Raw genomic sequence first — 23,222 nt, forward strand, 5'->3', positions numbered from 1 at the left:
GCGGGGCGCTTTGAGGATCGACCATGACACATAATACTGATCCGTTAACCCTGAAATTGAGCCTGCGAGAGAAGTGCGCCTACGGGATGGGTGATTTTGGCTCGAACCTGATGCTGTGTATTGGCACGCTGTATCTGCTGAAGTTTTACACGGACGAGCTGGGCATGCCCGCGTTCTACGGCGGCATCATTTTTCTGGTCGCCAAGTTCTTTACCGCGTTTACCGACATGCTGACCGGGGTGCTGCTGGACTCCCGGCGTAATATCGGCGCGCGGGGCAAATTCCGGCCATTCATTCTCTACGCCTCCGTTCCGGTGGCGCTGGTGGCCACGGCGCAGTTTATGGCCAACGACTTTAGCCTGACGGTGAAAACGGCCCTCGCCACCGTGCTCTTCATGATGTTTGGCCTCTGCTACAGCCTGATGAACTGCGCCTACGGTGCAATGGTTCCGACCATCACCAAAAACCCGAACGAGCGCGCGCAGCTTGCGGCGTGGCGTCAGGGCGGCGCAACGGTAGGACTGTTGCTCTGCACTGTCGGCTTTATGCCGATTCAGGCGCTGTTCGTCAGCCAGCCCTCACTCGGCTATCTGGTGGCCGCGCTGGTGTTCGTCACCGGGGGACTGTTCTGCATGTGGGGGTGCTACAGCGGGGTGAAAGAGCGCTACGTCGAGCTTACGCCCGATCACCATAAGCCCGGCATTCTGAAATCGTTCTGCGCGATTTTCCGCAATCCGCCGCTGCTGGTGTTGTGCATCGCCAACCTCTGTACCCTCGCCGCGTTTAACATCAAGCTGGCGATTCAGGTCTATTACACCCAGTACGTGCTGAACGATCTGCATCTCTTGTCGTGGATGGGCTTTTTTAGCATGGGCTGCATTCTGATTGGCGTGTTTCTGGTGCCTGGCGCGGTGAAGCGCTTTGGCAAGAAGCCGGTCTATCTGGGCGGGCTGACGCTGTGGGCGGTGGGCGACGTGCTGAACTTCGTCTGGGGAACCAGTTCCCTGCTGTTCGTGCTCTTTTCCTGCATGGCCTTTTTCGGCACCGCGTTTGTGAACAGCCTGAACTGGGCGCTGGTGCCGGATACGGTTGATTACGGCGAGTGGAAAACCGGGATTCGCGCCGAAGGGTCGGTGTATACCGGCTATACCTTCTCGCGCAAAATCTCCGCGGCGCTGGCCGGTTTTCTGCCCGGTATCATGCTGACCCAGATTGGCTACGTTCCGCATGCCGTGCAGAGCGCGGGCACGCTGCTTGGGTTGCGTCAGCTTATTTTCCTCTGGCCGTGCGGCCTGGCGATCGTTGCCGCCGTGACCATGGGGCTGTTTTATAAACTCAACGAAGCGCGCTTCGCCTTTATTATCGAGGAGATTGGAAAACGGAAAAAACAGACAGCAAATACCCCTGAGATAACCACCAACAATAAAGCGTCAGCAGTCACTTTATAACAATAAATCCGGCCAGTATGTCCTTTCTGTTTATCAGGAGGGAGGCCTTTCTGTACCTGATACATGGACAAATTATGAAAAGAATCATCACCGTACTGATCGTGTCGTCTGTGTCCTGCCCGGTTTTTGCCGGGGCCTATGTCGAAACGCGCGAAGCCTACAACACCGCCTCTGAGCTGCACGAAGTGATCCTGCGTGCGGGCTATAACTTCGATATGGGCGCGGGACTGATGTTCACCAACGCTTATAACGTGGGGAAATGGGACGAACTGAAGCACAGCTATAACGAAATCGAGGGGTGGTATCCACTCTTCAAACCGACCGACAAACTGACCTTCCAGCCCGGCGGCTTGATTAATGACAGCAGCGCAGGATCAGGTGGCGCGGTTTATTTAGATACCAATTACAAATTTACGGACTGGTTTAATCTGACGTTCCGCTATCGCTATAACCATAACAATTACGATACGCCGGACTATAACGGGCAGATGGATAAGAACGACACACATGAATTTGCCAACTACTGGAATTTCAAAGCGACGGATGCGTTTTTCTACACCTTTGAGCCGCACTTTTTCCAGCGGGTGAATGATTACCACAGCAAAAATGGCAAAGATCATCACTGGGAAATTACCAATAAATTCAGCTATAAGATCGACAGAAACTGGCTGCCGTATCTTGAGCTACAGTGGCTGGACCGATGGAATGATTACAACCGCGAGCAGTACCGGATCCGTTTAGGGTTGCGGTATTCGTTCTAATAAAAAAAGCCGCTGATCGCTCAGCGGCTTTTTCGTTGCCGGGTGGAGCATGCGCTTACCCGGCCTACGGCATAACCGAATTACTCTTCTTTCGCACCGCGCATTGCACGTTTACGATCGTTCTCGGTCAGGTGACGTTTACGGATACGAATTGACTGAGGCGTCACTTCGACCAGTTCGTCATCATCGATGAATTCCAGAGCCTGCTCCAGCGTCATCTTGATCGGTGGAACCAGAACCGTTGCTTCGTCAGTACCGGACGCACGCATGTTGGTCAGTTTCTTACCGGTCAGGCAGTTTACCGTCAGGTCGTTAGATCGGCTGTGAATACCGATGATCTGGCCTTCGTAAACTTCAGCACCGTGGCCCAGGAACAGCTTACCGCGATCCTGCAAACCGAACAGCGCAAACGCAACCGCTTTACCCTGACCGTTGGAGATCAGCACGCCGTTGTTACGCTGGCCCACTTCGCCCGGACGAACGTCGTCGTAGTGGCTGAAGGTGGAGTACAGCAGACCAGTACCGGAAGTCATGGTCATGAACTCAGAACGGAAGCCGATCAGGCCACGGCTTGGGATCACGTAGTCGAGACGTACGCGGCCTTTGCCATCTGGATTCATGTTTTTCAGGTCGCCTTTACGCTCACCCAGTGCCTGCATCACAGAACCCTGGTGCTGCTCTTCAACGTCCAGCGTTACGTTTTCGAATGGCTCTTGTTTACGGCCATCGATTTCGCGGAAGATAACTTTCGGACGGGAAACCGCCATCTCGAAACCTTCACGACGCATGTTCTCAATCAGAACAGACAGGTGCAGCTCACCACGACCCGAAACGCGGAATGCATCAGCGTCTTCGGTTTCTTCAACGCGCAGCGCAACGTTGTGCACCAGCTCTTTGTTCAGGCGGTCAAGGATCTGACGAGAGGTAACAAACTTACCCTCTTTACCACAGAACGGAGAGGTGTTGACGTTGAAGAACATGGATACGGTTGGTTCATCAACGGACAGGGCTGGCAGCGCTTCGACGTTCTGCGGATCGCAGATGGTGTCGGAGATGTTCAGTTCACCCAGACCGGTGATGGCGATGATGTCGCCCGCTTCAGCGATGTCGCTCTCGATACGCTCAAGACCCAGGTGAGTCAGAACTTTACCGACTTTACCGTTACGGGTTTTGCCTTCGCTATCGATGATAGTGACCTGCTGGTTAGGCTTCACTTTACCGCGCTTGATACGACCAATGCCGATTACGCCAACGTAGTTGTTGTAGTCGAGCTGAGAGATCTGCATTTGCAGGGTGCCTTCCAGGTCAACGTTTGGCGCAGGAACGCGGTCAACAATCGTCTGGTACAGCGGAGTCATGTCTTCCGCCATGTCTTCGTGATCCAGACCGGCGATACCGTTCAGCGCAGACGCATAAACGATAGGGAAGTCCAGCTGTTCGTCGGTCGCGTCGAGGTTAACGAACAGGTCGAAGACCTGGTCAACAACCCAGTCAGGACGCGCGCCAGGACGGTCAACCTTGTTGATCACAACGATAGGTTTCAGGCCGTGGGCAAATGCTTTTTTGGTCACGAAGCGCGTTTGCGGCATAGGGCCATCAAATGCGTCAACCACCAGCAGCACGGAATCCACCATGGACATCACGCGCTCAACTTCACCACCGAAGTCGGCGTGCCCTGGGGTATCAACGATGTTGATACGGTAGTCATTCCATTTGATAGCGGTGTTTTTGGCGAGGATGGTAATCCCACGCTCTTTCTCCAAATCGTTGGAGTCCATCACACGCTCTTGAGTTTCGGCACGAGCATCAAACGTACCGGACTGCTGTAGCAGCTTATCAACCAGGGTAGTTTTACCATGGTCGACGTGCGCGATGATGGCGATATTACGCAATTTTTCGATCACAACTTTGCCTCAGGCATTTAGAAATAGCGCGTTATTGTACACGGATTAATCGCACTACAAAACAGGATCACAAACATCCCCCGCAAACAAGTATTGCAGAGATGCTTTGTGATCGCTTTCACGGAGCGGTAAAAGGGCACTTTAACGTAAATTGCACCAATATGGTGCTCGATGCTCACACAGAAGCACTATAATGGTGCAACAAATCCAATGTGGTGCAGCCCTTCTGCACTATGGTGCGCATGATAACGCCTTTTTGGGGTGTTTTAAAAGTTGGCACAGATTTCGCTTTACAGAAATACAGTAAAAATATGGCAGCCCAGCCGATTTGAAGACCTCGTTACCACGACGACAATGACCAATCTGGAGAGTTAAGTATGTCCGCTGAACACGTTTTGACGATGCTGAACGAACATGAAGTGAAGTTTGTTGATCTGCGCTTCACCGATACCAAAGGTAAAGAACAGCACGTCACGATCCCTGCTCATCAGGTGAACGCCGAATTCTTTGAAGAAGGCAAAATGTTTGACGGCTCCTCCATTGGCGGCTGGAAAGGCATTAACGAATCCGACATGGTTCTGATGCCAGATGCAACCACTGCGCTCATTGACCCGTTCTACGAAGAACCTACGCTGATCATCCGCTGCGATATCCTGGAACCTGGCACGCTGCAAGGCTATGACCGTGACCCACGCTCCATCGCAAAACGCGCTGAAGAGTACCTGCGTTCTACCGGTATCGCAGACACCGTTCTGTTCGGGCCAGAGCCAGAGTTCTTCCTGTTCGATGACATCCGTTTTGGTGCTTCCATTTCTGGTTCCCACGTCGCTATCGATGACATCGAAGGCGCATGGAACTCTTCCACCAAATACGAAGGTGGTAACAAAGGTCACCGTCCGGGCGTGAAAGGCGGTTACTTCCCGGTTCCTCCGGTCGATTCTTCACAGGACATCCGTTCTACCATGTGTCTGATCATGGAAGAGATGGGCCTGGTTGTTGAAGCGCACCACCACGAAGTGGCAACGGCTGGCCAGAACGAAATCGCAACCCGCTTCAACACCATGACCAAAAAAGCGGATGAGATTCAGATCTACAAATACGTTGTGCACAACGTTGCGCACCGTTTCGGTAAAACCGCGACCTTCATGCCAAAACCCATGTTCGGCGACAACGGTTCCGGCATGCACTGCCACATGTCCCTGTCCAAGAACGGCACCAACCTGTTCTCTGGCGACAAATACGCGGGTCTGTCTGAGCAGGCGCTGCACTACATCGGCGGTGTTATCAAACACGCTAAAGCGATCAACGCCCTGGCGAACCCGACCACCAACTCCTACAAGCGTCTGGTCCCAGGCTACGAAGCACCGGTGATGCTGGCGTACTCTGCCCGTAACCGTTCTGCTTCTATCCGTATCCCGGTGGTGGCGTCTCCGAAAGCGCGTCGTATCGAAGTGCGCTTCCCGGACCCGGCGGCTAACCCATACCTGTGCTTCGCAGCACTGCTGATGGCCGGTCTGGACGGTATCAAGAACAAGATCCACCCGGGCGAAGCCATGGACAAAAACCTGTACGACCTGCCGCCAGAAGAAGCGAAAGAGATCCCACAGGTCGCCGGCTCGCTGGAAGAAGCCCTGCAAGCGCTGGACGCAGACCGTGAGTTCCTGACCGCTGGCGGCGTGTTCACCGATGAAGCAATCGACGCTTACATCGCGCTGCGTACCGAAGAAAACGACCGCGTTCGCATGACGCCGCACCCGGTTGAGTTCGAACTGTACTACAGCGTTTAATTGATTTGTTTTACCCGGCGCATACGCGTCGGGAGTAGTTGCCGTGGAAACTTTAGCCCATCTTCGGATGGGCTTTTTTCTCCACCAACAACCTGATCTCACGCGCTTTTTACCTCTAAAACGCTATACTGCACTAAAATAGTGCAACGACTCCAGGAGACTGCTGAATGGCAACTGGCACGCTGCCCGATGCTGGGCAGATCCTCAATTCTTTGATTAACAGTATCTTGCTGGTCGACGACGAGCTGGCGGTGCATTACGCCAACCCGGCGGCGCAGCAGCTGCTCGCTCAAAGCGCCCGTAAACTGTTTGGCACGCCGCTGCCTGAACTGCTGAGCTATTTCTCGCTGAATATTGGTCTGATGCAGGAGAGTTTGCAGGCGGGTCAGGGCTTCACCGATAACGAAGTGACGCTGGTGATTGACGGACGCTCGCATATTTTGTCCCTCACCGCACAGCGCCTGCCAGATGGCATGATTCTGCTGGAAATGGCGCCGATGGATAACCAGCGTCGTCTCAGCCAGGAGCAGCTACAGCATGCTCAGCAGATTGCGGCGCGCGACCTGGTACGCGGGCTGGCTCATGAAATTAAAAACCCGCTGGGCGGCTTACGCGGTGCGGCACAGCTTTTGACCAAAGCGCTGCCTGACCCTGCCCTGGCGGAGTATACCAACGTCATTATCGAGCAGGCGGACCGTCTGCGTAATCTGGTCGATCGCCTGCTCGGGCCGCAGCAGCCGGGGATGCATGTTTCAGAAAGCATTCACAAGGTCGCGGAGCGGGTGGTGAAACTCGTCTCTATGGAGCTGCCGGATAACGTCACGCTGGTGCGTGATTACGACCCAAGCCTGCCGGAGCTGGCGCACGATCCGGACCAGATTGAACAGGTGTTGTTGAACATTGTGCGTAACGCGTTGCAGGCGCTTGGCCCGGAGGGTGGCGAAATTATTCTGCGTACCCGCACCGCGTTCCAGCTGACGCTGCACGGCGTGCGTTATCGTCTGGCGGCACGTATTGATGTGGAAGATAACGGGCCGGGGATCCCGCCGCATCTCCAGGACACCCTGTTCTACCCGATGGTCAGCGGTCGCGAAGGCGGCACCGGGCTGGGGTTATCCATAGCCCGTAATTTGATTGACCAACACTCCGGCAAAATTGAATTTACCAGTTGGCCGGGACATACCGAGTTTTCGGTTTTCCTGCCGATTAAAAAATAAAGGTGACGTTTATGCAACGAGGGATAGTCTGGGTAGTCGATGACGATAGCTCCATCCGTTGGGTGCTTGAACGCGCGCTCACAGGAGCGGGATTAAGCTGCACGACATTTGAGAGCGGCAGCGAAGTGCTCGACGCACTCACCACCAAAACGCCGGACGTTCTGCTCTCGGATATTCGCATGCCGGGCATGGACGGACTGGCGCTCTTAAAGCAGATCAAACAGCGCCACCCCATGCTTCCGGTCATCATAATGACAGCCCACTCCGACCTGGATGCCGCCGTTAGCGCCTACCAGCAGGGGGCGTTTGATTATCTGCCAAAACCGTTTGATATCGACGAAGCCGTTGCCCTGGTCGAACGCGCCATCAGCCACTATCAGGAGCAACAGCAGCCCCGCCACGCGCCGGATTTCGGGCCTACGACGGACATCATCGGTGAAGCGCCAGCCATGCAGGACGTGTTTCGCATCATCGGGCGTCTGTCGCGCTCGTCTATCAGCGTCTTGATTAACGGTGAATCAGGGACCGGTAAAGAGCTAGTCGCACACGCCCTGCATCGCCACAGCCCGCGGACGAAAGCGCCTTTCATCGCCCTGAACATGGCGGCGATCCCTAAAGATTTGATTGAATCTGAGCTGTTCGGCCACGAAAAAGGGGCGTTTACCGGGGCAAATACCATTCGTCAGGGACGCTTTGAACAGGCTGACGGCGGAACGCTATTCCTGGATGAAATCGGCGATATGCCGCTGGATGTTCAGACCCGACTGCTGCGCGTGCTGGCAGATGGCCAGTTTTACCGCGTGGGCGGCTATGCGCCGGTGAAGGTGGACGTGCGTATTATTGCCGCGACGCACCAGAACCTGGAGCTGCGCGTGCAGGAGGGGAAATTCCGTGAGGATTTATTCCATCGTCTGAACGTGATCCGCGTCCACCTCCCGCCGCTGCGCGAGCGTCGGGAAGATATCCCGCGTCTGGCGCGCCATTTCCTGCAAGTGGCGGCCCGCGAGCTGGGCGTGGAAGCCAAGCAGCTTCATCCGGAAACGGATGCCGCCCTCACCCGTCTGGCGTGGCCGGGCAACGTGCGTCAGTTGGAAAACACCTGTCGCTGGCTGACCGTAATGGCCGCCGGACAGGAAGTGTTGATTCAGGATCTCCCCGCCGAGCTGTTTGAAGCCACCGTGCCCGAAAGCACCGCCGGACATGCGCTGCCGGACAGCTGGGCGACGCTGCTGGCGCAGTGGGCAGATCGCGCGTTGCGTTCCGGTCATCAAAATCTGCTCTCCGAAGCGCAGCCTGAGATGGAGCGCACGCTGTTGACTACCGCGCTTCGTCATACCCAGGGCCACAAACAGGAAGCGGCTCGCCTGTTGGGATGGGGTCGAAACACCCTGACGCGCAAGCTGAAAGAGCTGGGAATGGAGTGATCTTACTCCGCTGTGTAAAGGTTACTTATTGAGCGCAAAGTGCCGTTATTTTGCGCTTTACTGTTCCGATGAGTTTTGTATGATCGTGCCCGGAAACAGGGGGGAGCATCATGCTGGAATCATTAGTGACTTTGCTTTCGAGCGGAGCAGCAGAAAGCCACACGCCACAAACTGCCGTTGCGGCGGTACTGTGTGCGGCACTGGTTGGGCTGTTTAGCTAACGCGCTGTCGATGAAAAGCCGGGTGGCGCTTCGCTTACCCGGCCTACATCTCGCACTTAAGTAGGCCGGGTAAGGCAAAGCCGCCACCCGGCATTACAGCTCAAATCACCCGCGAGAACTGCTGTAAACGCGCCTTCTGACGCAGATAGGCATCGAAGCACATGCAGATATTACGAATCAACAGACGTCCTTTCGGCGTGACGACAACCGCACTCTCCGACACATCCACCAGCCCGTCTTTCGCCAGCGGCGCCAGAAGCTTCAGGTCTTCGGCAAAGTAATCGCTGAATTGCAGATCCCATTGCGACTCCACCTCGCGAAATTCGAGACGGAAGTTGCAGATAAGCGCCTTAATCACGTCCCGACGGATGCAGTCGTCGCGCGTTAGCGCAATGCCGCGCCACAGCGCGTTGCCGGTTTCGTCTATCTGCTGATAGTACAGCTTCAGCTCTTTCTGATTCTGGGCGTAGCAGTCGCCAATCATGCTGATGGCGGAGACGCCCATTCCGAGCAGATCGGTATCGCCCTGGGTGGTGTAGCCCTGGAAGTTACGGTGGAGAACACCTTCGCGCTGGGCAATCGCCAGTTCATCGTCAGGGCGGGCAAAGTGATCCATTCCGATAAACTGATAGCCGGTTTCGGTCAGCGAGGCGATGGTCTCCTGCAAAATGTCCAGCTTCTGCTGGGCGGAAGGCAGATCCGCATCTTTGATTTTGCGCTGAGCGGCGAACAGCGTCGGCAGGTGCGCATAGTTAAAGACGCTCAGACGGTCCGGGTTAAGCTCAGCCACGCGTTTAAGCGTGTAGGCGAAGCTCTCCGGCGTCTGCTTCGGCAGGCCGTAAATCAGGTCTATATTCGTTGAGGTAAAGCCGATTTCACGCGCATGGTTGAGTAAGGCAAAGATAAACGCTTCGTCCTGCTCGCGGTTTACCAGGCGCTGTACTTCTTTGTTGAAGTCCTGTACGCCCATACTCAGGCGGTTGAAACCTTCGGCGCGTAAATGATCCAGCACATCCAGCTCGATTTCACGCGGATCGACCTCGATCGAAATTTCGGCGTCGTCGTTAAAACTGAAATTGCCGCGCAGCAGCGCCATCAGGCGGCTGATCTGCGCTTTATTCAGATAAGTTGGCGTACCACCGCCCCAGTGAAGCTGGCTGACGTGACGCCCTTTAAACAGCGGTGCGCGGTGCAGAATTTCCTGTTCGAGCGCATCGAGGTATTGATCGGCTTTGTGCTGCTGGCGGGTAACGATTTTATTGCAGCCGCAGAAGTAGCAGAGCTTATGGCAGAACGGAATATGGACGTAGAGCGACAGCGGGCGCTCGGGATAGCGCGCCACAGCTTGCTGAAAATCCGCCTCGCCGAAAGCGTCAGAAAACTCCAGCGCGGTGGGGTATGAGGTATAACGCGGCCCGGAATAGTTATATTTCTGGATCAGGGCCAAATCCCAGTCGATAGATGGTACAGACATGCTCACTCCTTCCGTTGGTGTCGCGTTCGTATACGGCGGCCCGTTCTGGTCCCATTGCGGGACATCATTCGGGTGCGCAGCCACTTCTGTCGCCGCGACAACCGCCGTAGTTTAACGAATAACCACACCAGATAACATATAACCGGAAGGGTTATAAGCAGGACGAGTGTACCTGCCGGGTGCAAATGTTAGTTTCCACCTTTCAGCAGACGCATCATATCTTCCTGCTTTTCGTCTTCCTCTTCGTCTTCTTCATCATCGTAGGACAGACCCAGCTTCTGCATCAGTTCATCAATGCGGTCCAGTTTGGCGTCCACCCAGGACTGCTCTTCAGCGGTCAGGGTTTCACCCTCTTCAAGACGTTCCAGCAGCGCATCCAGGCGCTCATCGTTCTCCAGCATATCCAGCTCAGCCTGCGGTGAAAGCATAGGTTTCTCGCTCTTTGGTTTGTGCTGCTTAGTGACCGGCGTGTCTGTCACGCCCAGTGGAATGGGAGTTTTACTGCCGATACGAGGATCTTTCTGCTGCTTGCCTTTTGCAGAAGCGCCTGCGGCACCGCCACCGTTAGCACGGCTACCCGCAGCATGGCCACGATGTTTTTTATCGCGTTTGCGATCGCGCGCTTCCTGATTCAGTTCTTCGCGCGTTTTGCGGCGTGCTTTTGCAGGGCGTTTCGCGCCCGCAGCGGAGGTCGGTTTTTTCATGATGTTTTATCTTTAAGTCGTTTTCTTCAGTATAGAATTGCGGCGAAATCTAGCAGAAAGCAAGCAAAGAAAAAAGGCGACAGAGCAATCTGTCGCCTTTTTTCCTGACTCACAACCCTTAACGGGTCAGACATTCCCTGTTTGCCTACAACAAACCCTGTTTATCCCTTGGCTACTACCGTCCGTGATACGGTTCCGTTTCCTGTTAAAAACGCCTCCAGGCGCCGGTCGTCCTGACAATCCTGAGTCTTCGCCTCCTGGCGCTCCTGACCCTTATCCTTAAGTCGTTATCCTGTTGGCATCCTCGCCCTGGCACACACTTTACCTTGTTCCCTTAAACTAACAAGCAATGAAAAGGTACAAAACCGGATTTTCAGATAATTACTCATTAATAACTCTTTGAATTTTAATATTTTTAGTTTTTTAGCGCCTGCGATTTCTCTTAAATTTCTCATACGCTTAAGGGCAGATCTCTTACATTCCGTAGGGCTTTCACTTACATGTCAATGACGAAGGGAAAAGCCTTTTGCCCGCATTCAGGTATAATCCCCGCAGATTACGATTTTTGGAGACGACCACGTGACTACCTGGAACTACCAACAGACGCATTTTGTCACCAGTGCGCCCGATATTCGCCACCTGCCCTCAGACACAGGGATTGAAGTGGCATTTGCTGGCCGCTCCAATGCGGGAAAATCCAGTGCCCTGAATACGCTCACCAATCAGAAAAACCTGGCGCGTACCTCAAAAACACCTGGCCGTACTCAGCTGATTAACCTGTTTGAAGTGGCTGAAGGCAAACGCCTGGTCGATTTACCGGGCTACGGTTACGCGCAGGTACCAGAAGAGATGAAGATCAAATGGCAGCGTGCGCTGGGTGAATACCTGGAAAAACGCATGTGTCTGAAAGGTCTGGTGGTGCTGATGGATATTCGTCATCCGCTAAAAGATCTCGACCAGCAGATGATTGACTGGGCGGTGGCAAGCGATATTGCGGTGCTGGTGCTGCTGACAAAAGCGGATAAGCTGGCGAGCGGCGCGCGCAAGGCGCAGGTGAACAAGGTTCGTGAAGCGGTGCTGGCATTCAACGGTGATGTACAGGTTGAACCGTTCTCCTCGCTGAAAAAGCAGGGCGTGGATAAACTGCGACAGAAGCTCGACAGCTGGTTTAACGATCTGGAACCGGCGACTGAAGCGGAAGCAGAGTAATAACAGGCGCGGCGATGACCGCGCTTTTTTTCGCCTGAAACTTTCTTTGCCGCAATAAAAAACGCCCCAGTCATTACTGACTGGGGCGGCTAAAATATTCAGCCAAATCCGATTACGTGAAGTAAAAGGTCTGAAAGATAGAACATCTTACCTCTGTACCCTACGTCGTTAACTCTACTCTTTTTTTATCGCTGGACAAAGCACTTTTTGTAGTTTTTTTTCATTCTTTACATAGGGAATTCTAATGATCGTCACAAAACGCGCGTACTTATGTTGCTTACTTACATAAAATGCGCGTTATTCCGATAACCCTCAGTGAGCCTGATCCCAGTTTTCGCCGCTACCCACTTCCACCAGCAATGGTACGTCCAGCTTCATGCTGTTTTCCATCAGTTCATGGATCTTCTGAGAGACCGTCTCCAGATCGTCTTTATGAACTTCAAAGACCAGTTCATCGTGTACCTGCATGATCATTTTCACGCGCGGTTTCTCTTTTTCGAGCCAGGCATCGACGGCGATCATCGCGCGTTTAATAATGTCCGCCGCCGTGCCCTGCATAGGGGCGTTGATCGCAGCACGTTCAGCACCAGCCCGGCGCGCGGCGTTGCTGGATTTGATGTCCGGAAGGTAGAGACGACGGCCATCCAGCGTTTCAACGTAGCCTTTCTCTTTCGCCTGTGCGCGGGTACGTTCCATATATTCCAGCACGCCCGGATACCGCTCGAAGTAGAGATCCATATACTTCTGCGACTCTTTACGCGGGATATTGAGCTGGCGTGAAAGACCAAAGGCACTCATGCCGTAAATCAGACCGAAGTTGATCGCTTTTGCACTACGACGCTGCTCGTTTGTCACGCTCTCCAGCGGCAGCCCAAACACTTCGGCAGCGGTTGCCCGGTGGATGTCCTTCCCTTCGGCAAAGGCCGTCAGCAGGCCTTTGTCGCGTGACAGGTGCGCCATAATACGCAGTTCGATTTGCGAGTAGTCCGCGGAGACAATCAGGTAATCCTCTGGCGCAATGAAAGCCTGGCGAATACGACGGCCCTCTTCATTACGCACCGGAATGTTTTGAAGGTTGGGATCGGTTGACGAAAGTCGCCCGGTCGCCGCCACAGCCTGGTGATAGGAGGTGTGCACGCGGCCCGTTTTCGGGTTGATCATCAACGGCAGTTTGTCGGTATAGGTCGATTTCAGCTTAGCCAGACCGCGGTATTGCAGAATAACTTTTGGCAGCGGATAGTCCAGCGCCAGCTCTTCCAGCACCTCTTCAGACGTTGAAGGGGCGCCACCCGGGGTTTTCTTCAGCGGCTTGATACCCTGTTTTTCAAACAGGATGGTTTGCAGCTGTTTCGGTGACGACAGGTTAAATGCCTCGCCAGCAAGCTCATGCGCTTTCTGTTCAAGCTCGGTCAGGCGCTGCGCCAGCTCACCAGAGTGGTTATGCAGCACCGTTGGGTCGATTTTAACGCCATTGCGCTCAATGCGGGACAGCACAGGCACCAGCGGCATCTCAATGTTCTGGAACACATTCAGCGGCCCTTCGTGCTTCTGCAATTTCGGCCACATTTTGAGATGCAGCTGTAGCGTGACGTCAGCGTCTTCCGCGGCGTAGCGGCCTGCTTCTTCCAGCGCGATCTGGTTAAAGGTCAGCTGATTTTTGCCCTTACCGGCAATTTCTTCAAAGGTGATGGTTTTGTGTTTCAGCCAACGATCGGATAAGGAATCCATATCATGGCGGCCCGCCACGCTGTCCAGAATGTAAGATTCCAGCATGGTGTCAAAAGCGATACCACGCAGCTCAATGCCGTAGTTTTGCAGAATACCGCGGTCGTACTTCAGGTTTTGCCCGACCTTCAGCGCTTTCTCGTCTTCCAGAATCGGCTTCAGCAGTTCTAAGGCGCGCTCGCGGGAGATTTGCTCCGGCGCATCCAGATAGTCGTGAGCTACCGGAACATAGGCTGCAATACCCGGCTCCGTTGCGAATGACAGCCCCACCATATTGGCCGTAATGTTATCGAGGCTGTCCGTTTCGGTATCGAAAGCAAATACTGGCGCTTTTTTCAGCTTTTCAATCCAGGCGACGAGCCGTGACTCCTCAAGGATGGTTTCATAGTTGTCGAAGGAGAGCGCTGCCGCCTCTTCTTCTGCCTGCTCTTCGGCATCGACAACGATGGTCTCTTTCGGCTTCGCCGCAGGTTTAGCCCCTTTCGCCTGAAGCCATTTCCCGGCTTCAACATCCGCGGTCCAGCGTTTAAATTCGTATTTTCTGAACAGGCCAAGCAGTTCGTCGGCGGCGGGTTCCTGCACTTCCAGCTGCTCGCAGGTAAGCTCCAGCTCTACGTCAGTTTTGATGGTGGCCAACTGATAGGAGAGATAAGCCACCTCTTTGTTATCGGCGAGCTTTCCGGCCATGGTTTTTGCGCCACGGAAGGTAAGACCGGCAATTTTTTCGGGTTCTGCATACAGCGTATCCAGCCCGCCCAGCCCTTGCAGCAGCGCCTGAGCTGTTTTTTCGCCTACGCCCGGTACGCCAGGAATGTTATCCGAGGAATCGCCCATCAGGGCGAGGAAATCAATAATGAGCTCTGGCGGCACGCCATATTTGGCGACCACTTCTTCCGGGCCAAGAATGGTGTTTGTCATGGTGTTGATCAGCGTGATCCCGGGCGTTACCAGCTGCGCCATGTCTTTATCACCGGTACTGATCAGAACCGGGCGGCCTGCTTTTTCCGCTTCGCGCGCCAGGGTACCAATTACGTCATCAGCTTCAACGCCTGAGACCGCCAGCAGTGGCAGCCCCATCGCTTTCACCATAGCGTGCAACGGTTCAATTTGCGCACGCAGATCGTCAGGCATAGGGGGACGGTGAGATTTGTAATGCTCAAATAATTCATCGCGGAAGGTTTTACCCTTTGCATCAAACACCACGGCCGCATGGGTTGGGTGGTATTGCAGAATCAGGCTGCGAAGCATATTCAGCACGCCGTACATTGCGCCGGTAGGTTCCCCTGCGCTGTTGGTCAGAGGAGGAAACGCATGATACGCCCGATACAGGTAAGAAGAGCCATCGACGAGTATAAGTGGGTTTTCTGGGATCTGAACCATAATGTCCGTGCCTTTTATGAATTTATGGGTAAAGGATGCCACAGAAGGATGAAAACATCAGGTTTTAGCGCTTTATACAGGAAAAGATTTTGCGATCGGGAAGATCGCTCGCAAAACAAAACTGTGGATAAGTTTGTGCATATTTTTAATACAGGTGAATAACAAGTTTATAAAAGTGATACTAAAAACTTATTTATCAAATAAAATCAAAGCATTGACATGAGATCCATTAAGATCGTGCTTCACTGATGGTTATTTAGTCTATGTGGATATAAGCCTTAAGCGCTCTGTCTATATGCAAAAATTCGCTGCCTGGCAGGAAAAGCCGCAGCCTCCTGGTGTGAAACCGCCCTGGTCTGAGCGAATTTCTGATAAGATCGGCGCCCAGCACCGGATAGCCGGCTGCTCAATTACAGCTAACTATCTGAATAAATTCATTATGTCGAGAATACTCGCAGCGATTACATTATGGTTAAGCGTCATTTTAACTATTCTGGTTACCATCGCCTGTTCTGTGCCAATCATCGTTGCCGGAATAATTAAGCTCCTGCTGCCTGTCCCTCCGGTATGGCGCGCGGTGTCTGCTTTTTGTAATTTTATGATGTACTGCTGGTGTGAAGGGCTGGCGATCCTGCTGCATCTGAACCCCTGGCTGAAGTGGGATGTTCAGGGGCTGGAGAAGCTGAACAAAAAGAACTGGTATCTGCTGATCTGCAATCACCACAGCTGGGCCGACATCGTTGTATTGTGCGTACTGTTTCGCAAACACATTCCGATGAACAAATACTTTCTGAAACAGCAGCTGGCCTGGGTGCCTTTCATTGGACTGGCCTGCTGGGCGCTGGATATGCCGTTTATGAAACGCTATTCACGCAGCTATTTAATTCGTCATCCGGAACGCCGCGGTAAGGACGTGGAAACCACGCGCCGTTCTTGCGAAAAGTTTCGCGCGCATCCCACCACCATTGTTAACTTCGTCGAAGGATCACGCTTTACCGAAGAGAAGCGCCAGCAGACTCGTTCTCCTTATCAGAACCTGTTGCCGCCAAAGGCTGCGGGCATCGCAATGGCGCTCAACGTGCTGGGTGAGCAGTTCGATAAATTGTTGAACGTAACGCTCTGCTATCCGGAAAATGACAGGACGCCGTTCTACGATATGCTCAGCGGCAGGCTGACGCGTATCGTTGTCCGCGTTGATCTGATGCCCGTCAACACTGAACTGCACGGGGATTATGTCAACGATAAAAACTTCAAACGTCGTTTCCAGCTTTGGCTTAATACACTCTGGAAAGAGAAAGACGAGCAGATAGCTAAGATTAAATCTTCATACAAAAACGCCGGTCAGTGACCGGCGTTTTTCTTTATGTTTGTTACTTTTTCTCAACCAGGTATTTCACGGTATCAGCGTACTGTTGTACGAAGATATCCATGCTGGTCGTGTCCATACCACGCATATTCACCTGGTATTTGCCGTTAACATACATCGCCGGCACGCCCTGCAACTGGAAGTCAGCGGCAGCTTTTTCCTGCTGTGCCACGAGAGATTTCACCACGAAACTGTTCCAGGCAGCGTCGTAGTCTTCACCTTTAACACCGGCATCCACGAACACTTTACGGATATCTGCCGTAGTTTGTACGGTCTGGGTTTTCTGTACGGCTTCAAACATAGGCGCGGTGATCTTATCTTCCACACCCAGCGCAATCGCGACCGCCCATGCCTGAGTCAGATCTTTACCCAGTGGGCCAAGGAACTCAACGTGGTATTTCGTCATTTTGGTGCCTTCCGGCAGCTTTTTCTTCACGTTGTCAGAAACATGAAGTACCTGCTCAAACTCGTAGCAGTGCGGGCAGTAGAAGGAGAAGAACTCCAGCACCTGAGGCTCGCCAGCAACAGGCTTGTCCAGCGTAATGTACTGCTTGCCGTCGGTAAACTGCGCAGCAGTTGCGCTAAATGCCAGAATCATACCAGCCAGCGCCAGCCAAATTTTTTTCATGATCAACTCTCTCCTGGGTGTGTCCAATTAATACATCGGCGTTAATTGCAAAGGGGGTTCCTGTAGAACCTTAACCTGCGCGGTAAATGTGGATATCTGGTTGCGCCAGTAATCCTCCCCGGTAAGCCAGGGGAAATTTCGGGGAAAAGCCGGGTCTTCCCAACGCCTGATTAACCACGCGAGATAATAAACAAATCGCATCGCACGTAAAGGTTCTATCAAGGCAATTTCGTCTGAATTAAAGGGGCTAAATTCTTCATAAGCTTCAATTATGGTCTCAAGCTGCATGCGCTGCTCGGCTTTATCACCGTTGAGCAGCATCCACAGATCCTGCACCGCGGGTCCCATACGTGCGTCATCAAGATCGACAAATAGTGGGCCATCGCGCCAGAGAATATTCCCGGCGTGGCAGTCACCGTGCAGGCGCAGAGTAGTAATATCATCCCGCCAGCAGGCTTTTACAGCATCAATAAGCTTATCGGTCGCCGTGAGGAAATTATCCTTTAGCGCATTCGGGATCAGCGCCGATGTTTCGAATACCTGTCGCGGCTCAATAAGATATTCCTGAACACCAATCGTCGGACGGGCAACAAACGGTTTTTTGCGTCCCGTCTGATGAATGCGCCCAAGATAGCGGGCAACCCATTCCATCTGATCGATATTATCCGCCTCAAACTGTCTTCCGCCCAGGCTCGGAAATACCGCGTAGTAAAAGCCCTGATGGGTCAGCAGCGTTTGGTTATTGAATTTAATGGGTGCCGCAACGGGAACATCGTCATCCAGCAGATCGTGGGCAAACTGATGCTCTTCCTGAATTTGTTCTGCGGACCAGCGCTGTGGACGGTAAAACTTTACGACAAAGCGCTGGCGCTCTTCGTCCTGAAATTGGTAGACACGGTTTTCGTAGCTGTTTAAAGGGGTTAACCCGGAATCCACCCGAATACCCTGTTCGAACAGCGCATCCATAATGGTATCCGGGTGTAGTGTCTGGAAAGTAAAAGCCTGGTCGTTCATCCGATCATCCGGAAATTATACGAATGATTCAGGATATCATCTTGTGGCGATTTCGGTGGCTCCGCTTACAAGCTTTTACTCTTTAATTACGCCTCGGGCGCGCAGTAATGCGGTTTTAAAATCCTCTTCATAATCTTTCTGAATGCCAGGAATAACAGCATCTTTAGCCGAGTCACGCATTTTCAGGTGGTAGATCAGGATGTCGTCAGAAAGGTCTGCCAGTTCGCCATCAAAACCTGACTCTTTCGCCAGTTTCTGTAAAAATTGCATCAGATTCAGCTCTGGCTCTTTTTGCCAGGCCGGCTGGAGAAGCTCAATGACTTCATTAAGACGTTTACATTTCATGGTAGTGCTCCTTTCATTTAGAGAGACACGTTAGCAGGGTCAATCCCACAATAAAAGAGGCGATATTCGTGAATCAATGCCAGGAAATCATCGGAGTTGTTCTGGCCGGGGGCAGGGCAACGCGTATGGGCGGAAAGGATAAGGGGCTTCAGCTCCTGAATAACACACCATTATGGCAGCATGTTGCTGATACGCTTGCAGATCAGGTGTCCTCGATGGCGATCAGCGCTAACCGACATGTTGATATTTATCAGCGCAGCGGGTATCCGGTTTATCAGGATAACCTGGTGGACTACCCCGGTCCGCTGGCGGGAATGCTTTCCGTTATGCAGCAGTCGCATGGAGAGTGGTTTCTCTTTTGTTCATGTGATACGCCCTTCATCCCGTCCTGCCTGGTTGAACGTCTGGTGCAGCGGCGCGGTGGTGCTCCCGTCGTCTGGGTACACGACGGTGAACGCGACCATCCAACGATCGCATTGATTAATCGCTCGTTAATATCCGCGCTGGAAGATTACCTGGCCGCAGGAGAGCGACGCGTTATGGTATTTATGCGTCAGTCCGGAGGGCATTCCGTTGATTTCAGCGACATGAAATCGGCGTTTGTGAATGTAAACACGACGGAAGATTTGCAGATAATGCAGGAGAAGAAATGATACCCGTATTAGCGATCTCTGCCTGGAGTGGCACCGGGAAGACTACGCTGCTAAAAAAACTAATACCTGCACTTTGCGCCAAAGGCATTCGTCCCGGATTGATTAAGCATACGCACCATAACATGGATGTCGATAAGCCGGGGAAAGATAGCTACGAGCTGCGTAAGGCTGGCGCTGCACAAACGATGGTGGCGAGTAACCAGCGCTGGGCGTTAATGACAGAAACACCGGATGAAGCACCGCTGGATCTCGCTTATCTTGTCAGCCGGATGGATCACTCCACGCTGGATCTGGTGCTGGTTGAGGGGTTTAAGCATGAGGCCGTGCCTAAGATCTTGCTGTTCAGAAACGGCGCCGGGCATGATGTTAGCGAACTAATGCTGGATGAGCATGTGATTGCCGTGGCCAGTGACGTTGCGTTGTCGCTGGAAGTACCGGTTCTGGATTTGAATAATGTGGAGGGGATTGCAGCGTTTATTTTGGCGTGGTGTGCAGTCTGAGATCTGCCGGGTGGCGGCTTCGCCTTACCCGGCCTGCCGTTTTTCAGCAAACAAACGCAAAAAGGCCATCCTTCCGGATGGCCTCTTCACTTGTTTGATGCCTGGCAGTTCCCTACTCTCACATGGGGAGACCCCACACTACCATCGGCGCTACGGCGTTTCACTTCTGAGTTCGGCATGGGGTCAGGTGGGACCACCGCGCTAAAGCCGCCAGGCAAATTCTTGTGCTCTGTCCTGTGTCTTTCGCACTGATACTGCGTTGGCTGCTCTCGTAAAGTCAGTCACATACCTCAGTATGCTCCTTCCTTTCCTTCGTTTGCCGCCTTGTCTCAGCGCAAAATCCTTCGGACTCTGAATCTAAGCTGAAAATCGTGTCTGTCTCTTTCGCCAAAACACCTTCGGCGTTGTAAGGTTAAGCCTCACGGTTCATTAGTATCGGTTAGCTCAACGCATCGCTGCGCTTACACACCCGACCTATCAACGTCATAGTCTTTAACGTTCCTTCAGGAGACTTAAAGTCTCAGGGAGAACTCATCTCGGGGCAAGTTTCGTGCTTAGATGCTTTCAGCACTTATCTCTTCCGCATTTAGCTACCGGGCAGTGCCATTGGCATGACAACCCGAACACCAGTGATGCGTCCACTCCGGTCCTCTCGTACTAGGAGCAGCCCCCCTCAATTCTCCAGCGCCCACGGCAGATAGGGACCGAACTGTCTCACGACGTTCTAAACCCAGCTCGCGTACCACTTTAAATGGCGAACAGCCATACCCTTGGGACCTACTTCAGCCCCAGGATGTGATGAGCCGACATCGAGGTGCCAAACACCGCCGTCGATATGAACTCTTGGGCGGTATCAGCCTGTTATCCCCGGAGTACCTTTTATCCGTTGAGCGATGGCCCTTCCATTCAGAACCACCGGATCACTATGACCTGCTTTCGCACCTGCTCGCGCCGTCACGCTCGCAGTCAAGCTGGCTTATGCCATTGCACTAACCTCCTGATGTCCGACCAGGATTAGCCAACCTTCGTGCTCCTCCGTTACTCTTTGGGAGGAGACCGCCCCAGTCAAACTACCCACCAGACACTGTCCGCAACCCGGATTACGGGTCCACGTTAGAACACCAGCCATTAAAGGGTGGTATTTCAAGGTTGGCTCCACGCAGACTGGCGTCCACGCTTCAAAGCCTCCCACCTATCCTACACATCAAGGACCAGTGTTCAGTGTCAAGCTATAGTAAAGGTTCACGGGGTCTTTCCGTCTTGCCGCGGGTACACTGCATCTTCACAGCGAGTTCAATTTCACTGAGTCTCGGGTGGAGACAGCCTGGCCATCATTACGCCATTCGTGCAGGTCGGAACTTACCCGACAAGGAATTTCGCTACCTTAGGACCGTTATAGTTACGGCCGCCGTTTACCGGGGCTTCGATCAAGAGCTTCGCGTTGCCGCTAACCCCATCAATTAACCTTCCGGCACCGGGCAGGCGTCACACCGTATACGTCCACTTTCGTGTTTGCACAGTGCTGTGTTTTTAATAAACAGTTGCAGCCAGCTGGTATCTTCGACTGATTTCAGCTCCGCCCGCAGGGGCTTCACCTACATATCAGCGTGCCTTCTCCCGAAGTTACGGCACCATTTTGCCTAGTTCCTTCACCCGAGTTCTCTCAAGCGCCTTGGTATTCTCTACCTGACCACCTGTGTCGGTTTGGGGTACGATTTCGTGTTACCTGATGCTTAGAGGCTTTTCCTGGAAGCAGGGCATTTATCACTTCAGCACCGTAGTGCCTCGTCATCACACCTCAGCGTTAACAAGGAACCGGATTTACCTGGAACCTCCGCCTACATGCTTAAACCGGGACAACCGTCGCCCGGCTGACATAGCCTTCTCCGTCCCCCCTTCGCAGTAACACCAAGTACAGGAATATTAACCTGTTTCCCATCGACTACGCCTTTCGGCCTCGCCTTAGGGGTCGACTCACCCTGCCCCGATTAACGTTGGACAGGAACCCTTGGTCTTCCGGCGAGCGGGCTTTTCACCCGCTTTATCGTTACTTATGTCAGCATTCGCACTTCTGATACCTCCAGCATGCCTCACAGCACACCTTCAACGGCTTACAGAACGCTCCCCTACCCAACAACGCATAAGCGTCGCTGCCGCAGCTTCGGTGCATGGTTTAGCCCCGTTACATCTTCCGCGCAGGCCGACTCGACCAGTGAGCTATTACGCTTTCTTTAAATGATGGCTGCTTCTAAGCCAACATCCTGGCTGTCTGTGCCTTCCCACATCGTTTCCCACTTAACCATGACTTTGGGACCTTAGCTGGCGGTCTGGGTTGTTTCCCTCTTCACGACGGACGTTAGCACCCGCCGTGTGTCTCCCGTGATAACATTCTTCGGTATTCGTAGTTTGCATCGGGTTGGTAAGCCGGGATGGCCCCCTAGCCGAAACAGTGCTCTACCCCCGAAGATGAGTTCACGAGGCGCTACCTAAATAGCTTTCGGGGAGAACCAGCTATCTCCCGGTTTGATTGGCCTTTCACCCCCAGCCACAGGTCATCCGCTAATTTTTCAACATTAGTCGGTTCGGTCCTCCAGTTAGTGTTACCCAACCTTCAACCTGCCCATGGCTAGATCACCGGGTTTCGGGTCTATACCCTGCAACTTAACGCCCAGTTAAGACTCGGTTTCCCTTCGGCTCCCCTATACGGTTAACCTTGCTACAGAATATAAGTCGCTGACCCATTATACAAAAGGTACGCAGTCACCCCATAAAGAGGCTCCCACTGCTTGTACGTACACGGTTTCAGGTTCTTTTTCACTCCCCTCGCCGGGGTTCTTTTCGCCTTTCCCTCACGGTACTGGTTCACTATCGGTCAGTCAGGAGTATTTAGCCTTGGAGGATGGTCCCCCCATATTCAGACAGGATACCACGTGTCCCGCCCTACTCTTCGAGTTCACAGCAAGTGTGCTTTCGTGTACGGGACTATCACCCTGTACCGTCGGACTTTCCAGACCGTTCCACTAACACACAAGCTGATTCAGACTCCGGGCTGCTCCCCGTTCGCTCGCCGCTACTGGGGGAATCTCGGTTGATTTCTTTTCCTCGGGGTACTTAGATGTTTCAGTTCCCCCGGTTCGCCTCGTTAACCTATGTATTCAGTTAACGATAGTGCAACGGATTGCACTGGGTTTCCCCATTCGGACATCGCCGGGTCAAGGGTTCATATCACCTCGCCGGCGCTTTTCGCAGATTAGCACGTCCTTCATCGCCTCTGACTGCCAGGGCATCCACCGTGTACGCTTAGTCGCTTAACCTCACAACCCGAAGATGTTTCACTTCTGATTGCGAAAATTTGAGAGACTCGAACACACATGAGCTGTGTGTCGTTTCAATTTTCAGCTTGATCCAGATTTTTAAAGAGCAAATATCTCAAACATGACTCGCAAGTCAGTTTTGAGATAT

Annotated in this window: 17 protein-coding genes and 2 rRNA genes; 10 read left to right on the forward strand and 9 right to left on the reverse strand. The window is 53.1% G+C overall.

Annotated features, from left to right (window positions below):
• The first annotated feature begins 23 nt into the window (after positions 1 to 23).
• Both RS584_RS23025 and ompL read left to right on the forward strand, forming a co-directional pair.
• Positions 24 to 1,448 carry an MFS transporter gene (locus RS584_RS23025; RefSeq protein WP_315748710.1) on the forward strand — a complete coding sequence of 475 codons (1,425 nt, stop codon included), beginning with the start codon at positions 24 to 26 and terminating at the stop codon, positions 1,446 to 1,448.
• 74 nt (positions 1,449 to 1,522) lie between these two features.
• Complete coding sequence (gene ompL, locus RS584_RS23030) at positions 1,523 to 2,209, forward strand: porin OmpL (RefSeq protein WP_193041428.1); 687 nt, start codon at positions 1,523 to 1,525, stop codon at positions 2,207 to 2,209.
• An 80-nt stretch (positions 2,210 to 2,289) separates the two neighbouring features.
• On the opposite strand, the gene typA is transcribed toward ompL, so the two are convergent.
• Positions 2,290 to 4,113 carry a ribosome-dependent GTPase TypA gene (typA, locus tag RS584_RS23035; protein WP_006808726.1) on the reverse strand — a complete coding sequence of 608 codons (1,824 nt, stop codon included), beginning with the start codon at positions 4,111 to 4,113 and terminating at the stop codon, positions 2,290 to 2,292.
• A 377-nt stretch (positions 4,114 to 4,490) separates the two neighbouring features.
• On the opposite strand from typA, the gene glnA reads away from it, so the two are divergent.
• From glnA to RS584_RS23055, 4 genes are all read left to right on the forward strand, one after another.
• Positions 4,491 to 5,900, forward strand: coding sequence for a glutamate--ammonia ligase (gene glnA, locus RS584_RS23040; RefSeq protein ID WP_003861925.1), 1,410 nt, complete (start codon positions 4,491 to 4,493; stop codon positions 5,898 to 5,900).
• Positions 5,901 to 6,067: 167 nt separating this feature from the next.
• The gene (gene glnL / locus RS584_RS23045; protein WP_003861923.1) at positions 6,068 to 7,117 is read left to right on the forward strand and encodes a nitrogen regulation protein NR(II); all 1,050 of its coding nucleotides are present in this window, start codon (positions 6,068 to 6,070) and stop codon (positions 7,115 to 7,117) included.
• An 11-nt stretch (positions 7,118 to 7,128) separates the two neighbouring features.
• A complete protein-coding gene (glnG, locus tag RS584_RS23050) occupies positions 7,129 to 8,541 on the forward strand; it encodes a nitrogen regulation protein NR(I) (RefSeq protein WP_193041427.1) in 1,413 nt (470 codons plus the stop codon).
• A gap of 110 nt (positions 8,542 to 8,651) precedes the next feature.
• Complete coding sequence (locus RS584_RS23055; RefSeq protein ID WP_017382667.1) at positions 8,652 to 8,762, forward strand: YshB family small membrane protein; 111 nt, start codon at positions 8,652 to 8,654, stop codon at positions 8,760 to 8,762.
• A gap of 100 nt (positions 8,763 to 8,862) precedes the next feature.
• On the opposite strand, the gene hemN is transcribed toward RS584_RS23055, so the two are convergent.
• Entirely contained in the window at positions 8,863 to 10,236 is a 1,374-nt protein-coding gene (gene hemN / locus RS584_RS23060; RefSeq protein WP_015569899.1) for an oxygen-independent coproporphyrinogen III oxidase, read from the reverse strand.
• Positions 10,237 to 10,424: 188 nt separating this feature from the next.
• Entirely contained in the window at positions 10,425 to 10,940 is a 516-nt protein-coding gene (gene yihI, locus RS584_RS23065; protein ID WP_047052501.1) for a Der GTPase-activating protein YihI, read from the reverse strand.
• A gap of 579 nt (positions 10,941 to 11,519) precedes the next feature.
• Here yihI and yihA point away from each other — a divergent pair.
• On the forward strand, positions 11,520 to 12,149 hold the full coding sequence (gene yihA, locus RS584_RS23070) for a ribosome biogenesis GTP-binding protein YihA/YsxC (RefSeq protein WP_003861913.1): 630 nt from the start codon (positions 11,520 to 11,522) through the stop codon (positions 12,147 to 12,149).
• A gap of 312 nt (positions 12,150 to 12,461) precedes the next feature.
• On the opposite strand, the gene polA is transcribed toward yihA, so the two are convergent.
• Complete coding sequence (gene polA, locus RS584_RS23075) at positions 12,462 to 15,254, reverse strand: DNA polymerase I (RefSeq protein WP_315748711.1); 2,793 nt, start codon at positions 15,252 to 15,254, stop codon at positions 12,462 to 12,464.
• Between the two features lie 439 nt (positions 15,255 to 15,693).
• Here polA and RS584_RS23080 point away from each other — a divergent pair, with 439 nt between their 5' ends.
• Positions 15,694 to 16,602 carry an acyltransferase gene (locus RS584_RS23080; RefSeq protein WP_032620765.1) on the forward strand — a complete coding sequence of 303 codons (909 nt, stop codon included), beginning with the start codon at positions 15,694 to 15,696 and terminating at the stop codon, positions 16,600 to 16,602.
• 22 nt (positions 16,603 to 16,624) lie between these two features.
• Here the strand turns inward: RS584_RS23080 and dsbA are convergent, their stop codons facing one another.
• From dsbA to RS584_RS23095, 3 genes are all read right to left on the reverse strand, one after another.
• Entirely contained in the window at positions 16,625 to 17,248 is a 624-nt protein-coding gene (gene dsbA, locus RS584_RS23085; protein WP_003861908.1) for a thiol:disulfide interchange protein DsbA, read from the reverse strand.
• A gap of 27 nt (positions 17,249 to 17,275) precedes the next feature.
• Entirely contained in the window at positions 17,276 to 18,262 is a 987-nt protein-coding gene (locus RS584_RS23090; protein WP_023295647.1) for a serine/threonine protein kinase, read from the reverse strand.
• Positions 18,263 to 18,337: 75 nt separating this feature from the next.
• Positions 18,338 to 18,607, reverse strand: a complete 270-nt coding sequence (locus RS584_RS23095; protein WP_003861904.1) for a YihD family protein — start codon at positions 18,605 to 18,607, stop codon at positions 18,338 to 18,340.
• A gap of 68 nt (positions 18,608 to 18,675) precedes the next feature.
• Between RS584_RS23095 and mobA the strand changes: the two genes are divergently transcribed.
• Together mobA and mobB are read left to right on the forward strand one after the other, a co-directional pair.
• Positions 18,676 to 19,260: a molybdenum cofactor guanylyltransferase MobA gene (gene mobA / locus RS584_RS23100; protein ID WP_017694040.1), complete on the forward strand. Its 585-nt coding sequence runs from the start codon at positions 18,676 to 18,678 to the stop codon at positions 19,258 to 19,260.
• Positions 19,257 to 19,760 (forward strand): molybdopterin-guanine dinucleotide biosynthesis protein MobB, encoded by a 504-nt coding sequence (gene mobB, locus RS584_RS23105; protein ID WP_017694039.1) that lies wholly within the window; start codon positions 19,257 to 19,259, stop codon positions 19,758 to 19,760. Before mobA ends, mobB begins: the two co-directional genes overlap by 4 nt.
• A 99-nt stretch (positions 19,761 to 19,859) precedes the next feature.
• Here the strand turns inward: mobB and rrf are convergent.
• Both rrf and RS584_RS23115 read right to left on the reverse strand, forming a co-directional pair.
• Positions 19,860 to 19,975: ribosomal RNA gene (gene rrf / locus RS584_RS23110) — 5S ribosomal RNA — on the reverse strand.
• 193 nt (positions 19,976 to 20,168) lie between these two features.
• A 23S ribosomal RNA gene (locus RS584_RS23115) occupies positions 20,169 to 23,074 on the reverse strand.
• Positions 23,075 to 23,222: the final 148 nt, after the last annotated feature.

This window comes from Enterobacter sp. DTU_2021_1002640_1_SI_PRY_ASU_LCPMC_013 (assembly GCF_032389435.1).
GTDB classification, from domain to species: Bacteria; Pseudomonadota; Gammaproteobacteria; order Enterobacterales; family Enterobacteriaceae; genus Enterobacter; species Enterobacter hormaechei_C.

Excerpts from the sequence above, each read along its gene's own strand:
- RS584_RS23025 (WP_315748710.1), top strand. The coding sequence starts at position 24 with ATGACACATAATACTGATCCGTTAACCCTGAAATTGAGCCTGCGAGAG.
- ompL (WP_193041428.1), top strand. The coding sequence starts at position 1,523 with ATGAAAAGAATCATCACCGTACTGATCGTGTCGTCTGTGTCCTGCCCG.
- glnA (WP_003861925.1), top strand. The coding sequence starts at position 4,491 with ATGTCCGCTGAACACGTTTTGACGATGCTGAACGAACATGAAGTGAAG.
- glnL (WP_003861923.1), top strand. The coding sequence starts at position 6,068 with ATGGCAACTGGCACGCTGCCCGATGCTGGGCAGATCCTCAATTCTTTG.
- glnG (WP_193041427.1), top strand. The coding sequence starts at position 7,129 with ATGCAACGAGGGATAGTCTGGGTAGTCGATGACGATAGCTCCATCCGT.
- RS584_RS23055 (WP_017382667.1), top strand. The coding sequence starts at position 8,652 with ATGCTGGAATCATTAGTGACTTTGCTTTCGAGCGGAGCAGCAGAAAGC.
- hemN (WP_015569899.1), bottom strand. The coding sequence starts at position 10,236 with ATGTCTGTACCATCTATCGACTGGGATTTGGCCCTGATCCAGAAATAT.
- yihI (WP_047052501.1), bottom strand. The coding sequence starts at position 10,940 with ATGAAAAAACCGACCTCCGCTGCGGGCGCGAAACGCCCTGCAAAAGCA.
- polA (WP_315748711.1), bottom strand. The coding sequence starts at position 15,254 with ATGGTTCAGATCCCAGAAAACCCACTTATACTCGTCGATGGCTCTTCT.
- RS584_RS23080 (WP_032620765.1), top strand. The coding sequence starts at position 15,694 with ATGTCGAGAATACTCGCAGCGATTACATTATGGTTAAGCGTCATTTTA.
- dsbA (WP_003861908.1), bottom strand. The coding sequence starts at position 17,248 with ATGAAAAAAATTTGGCTGGCGCTGGCTGGTATGATTCTGGCATTTAGC.
- RS584_RS23090 (WP_023295647.1), bottom strand. The coding sequence starts at position 18,262 with ATGAACGACCAGGCTTTTACTTTCCAGACACTACACCCGGATACCATT.
- RS584_RS23095 (WP_003861904.1), bottom strand. The coding sequence starts at position 18,607 with ATGAAATGTAAACGTCTTAATGAAGTCATTGAGCTTCTCCAGCCGGCC.
- mobB (WP_017694039.1), top strand. The coding sequence starts at position 19,257 with ATGATACCCGTATTAGCGATCTCTGCCTGGAGTGGCACCGGGAAGACT.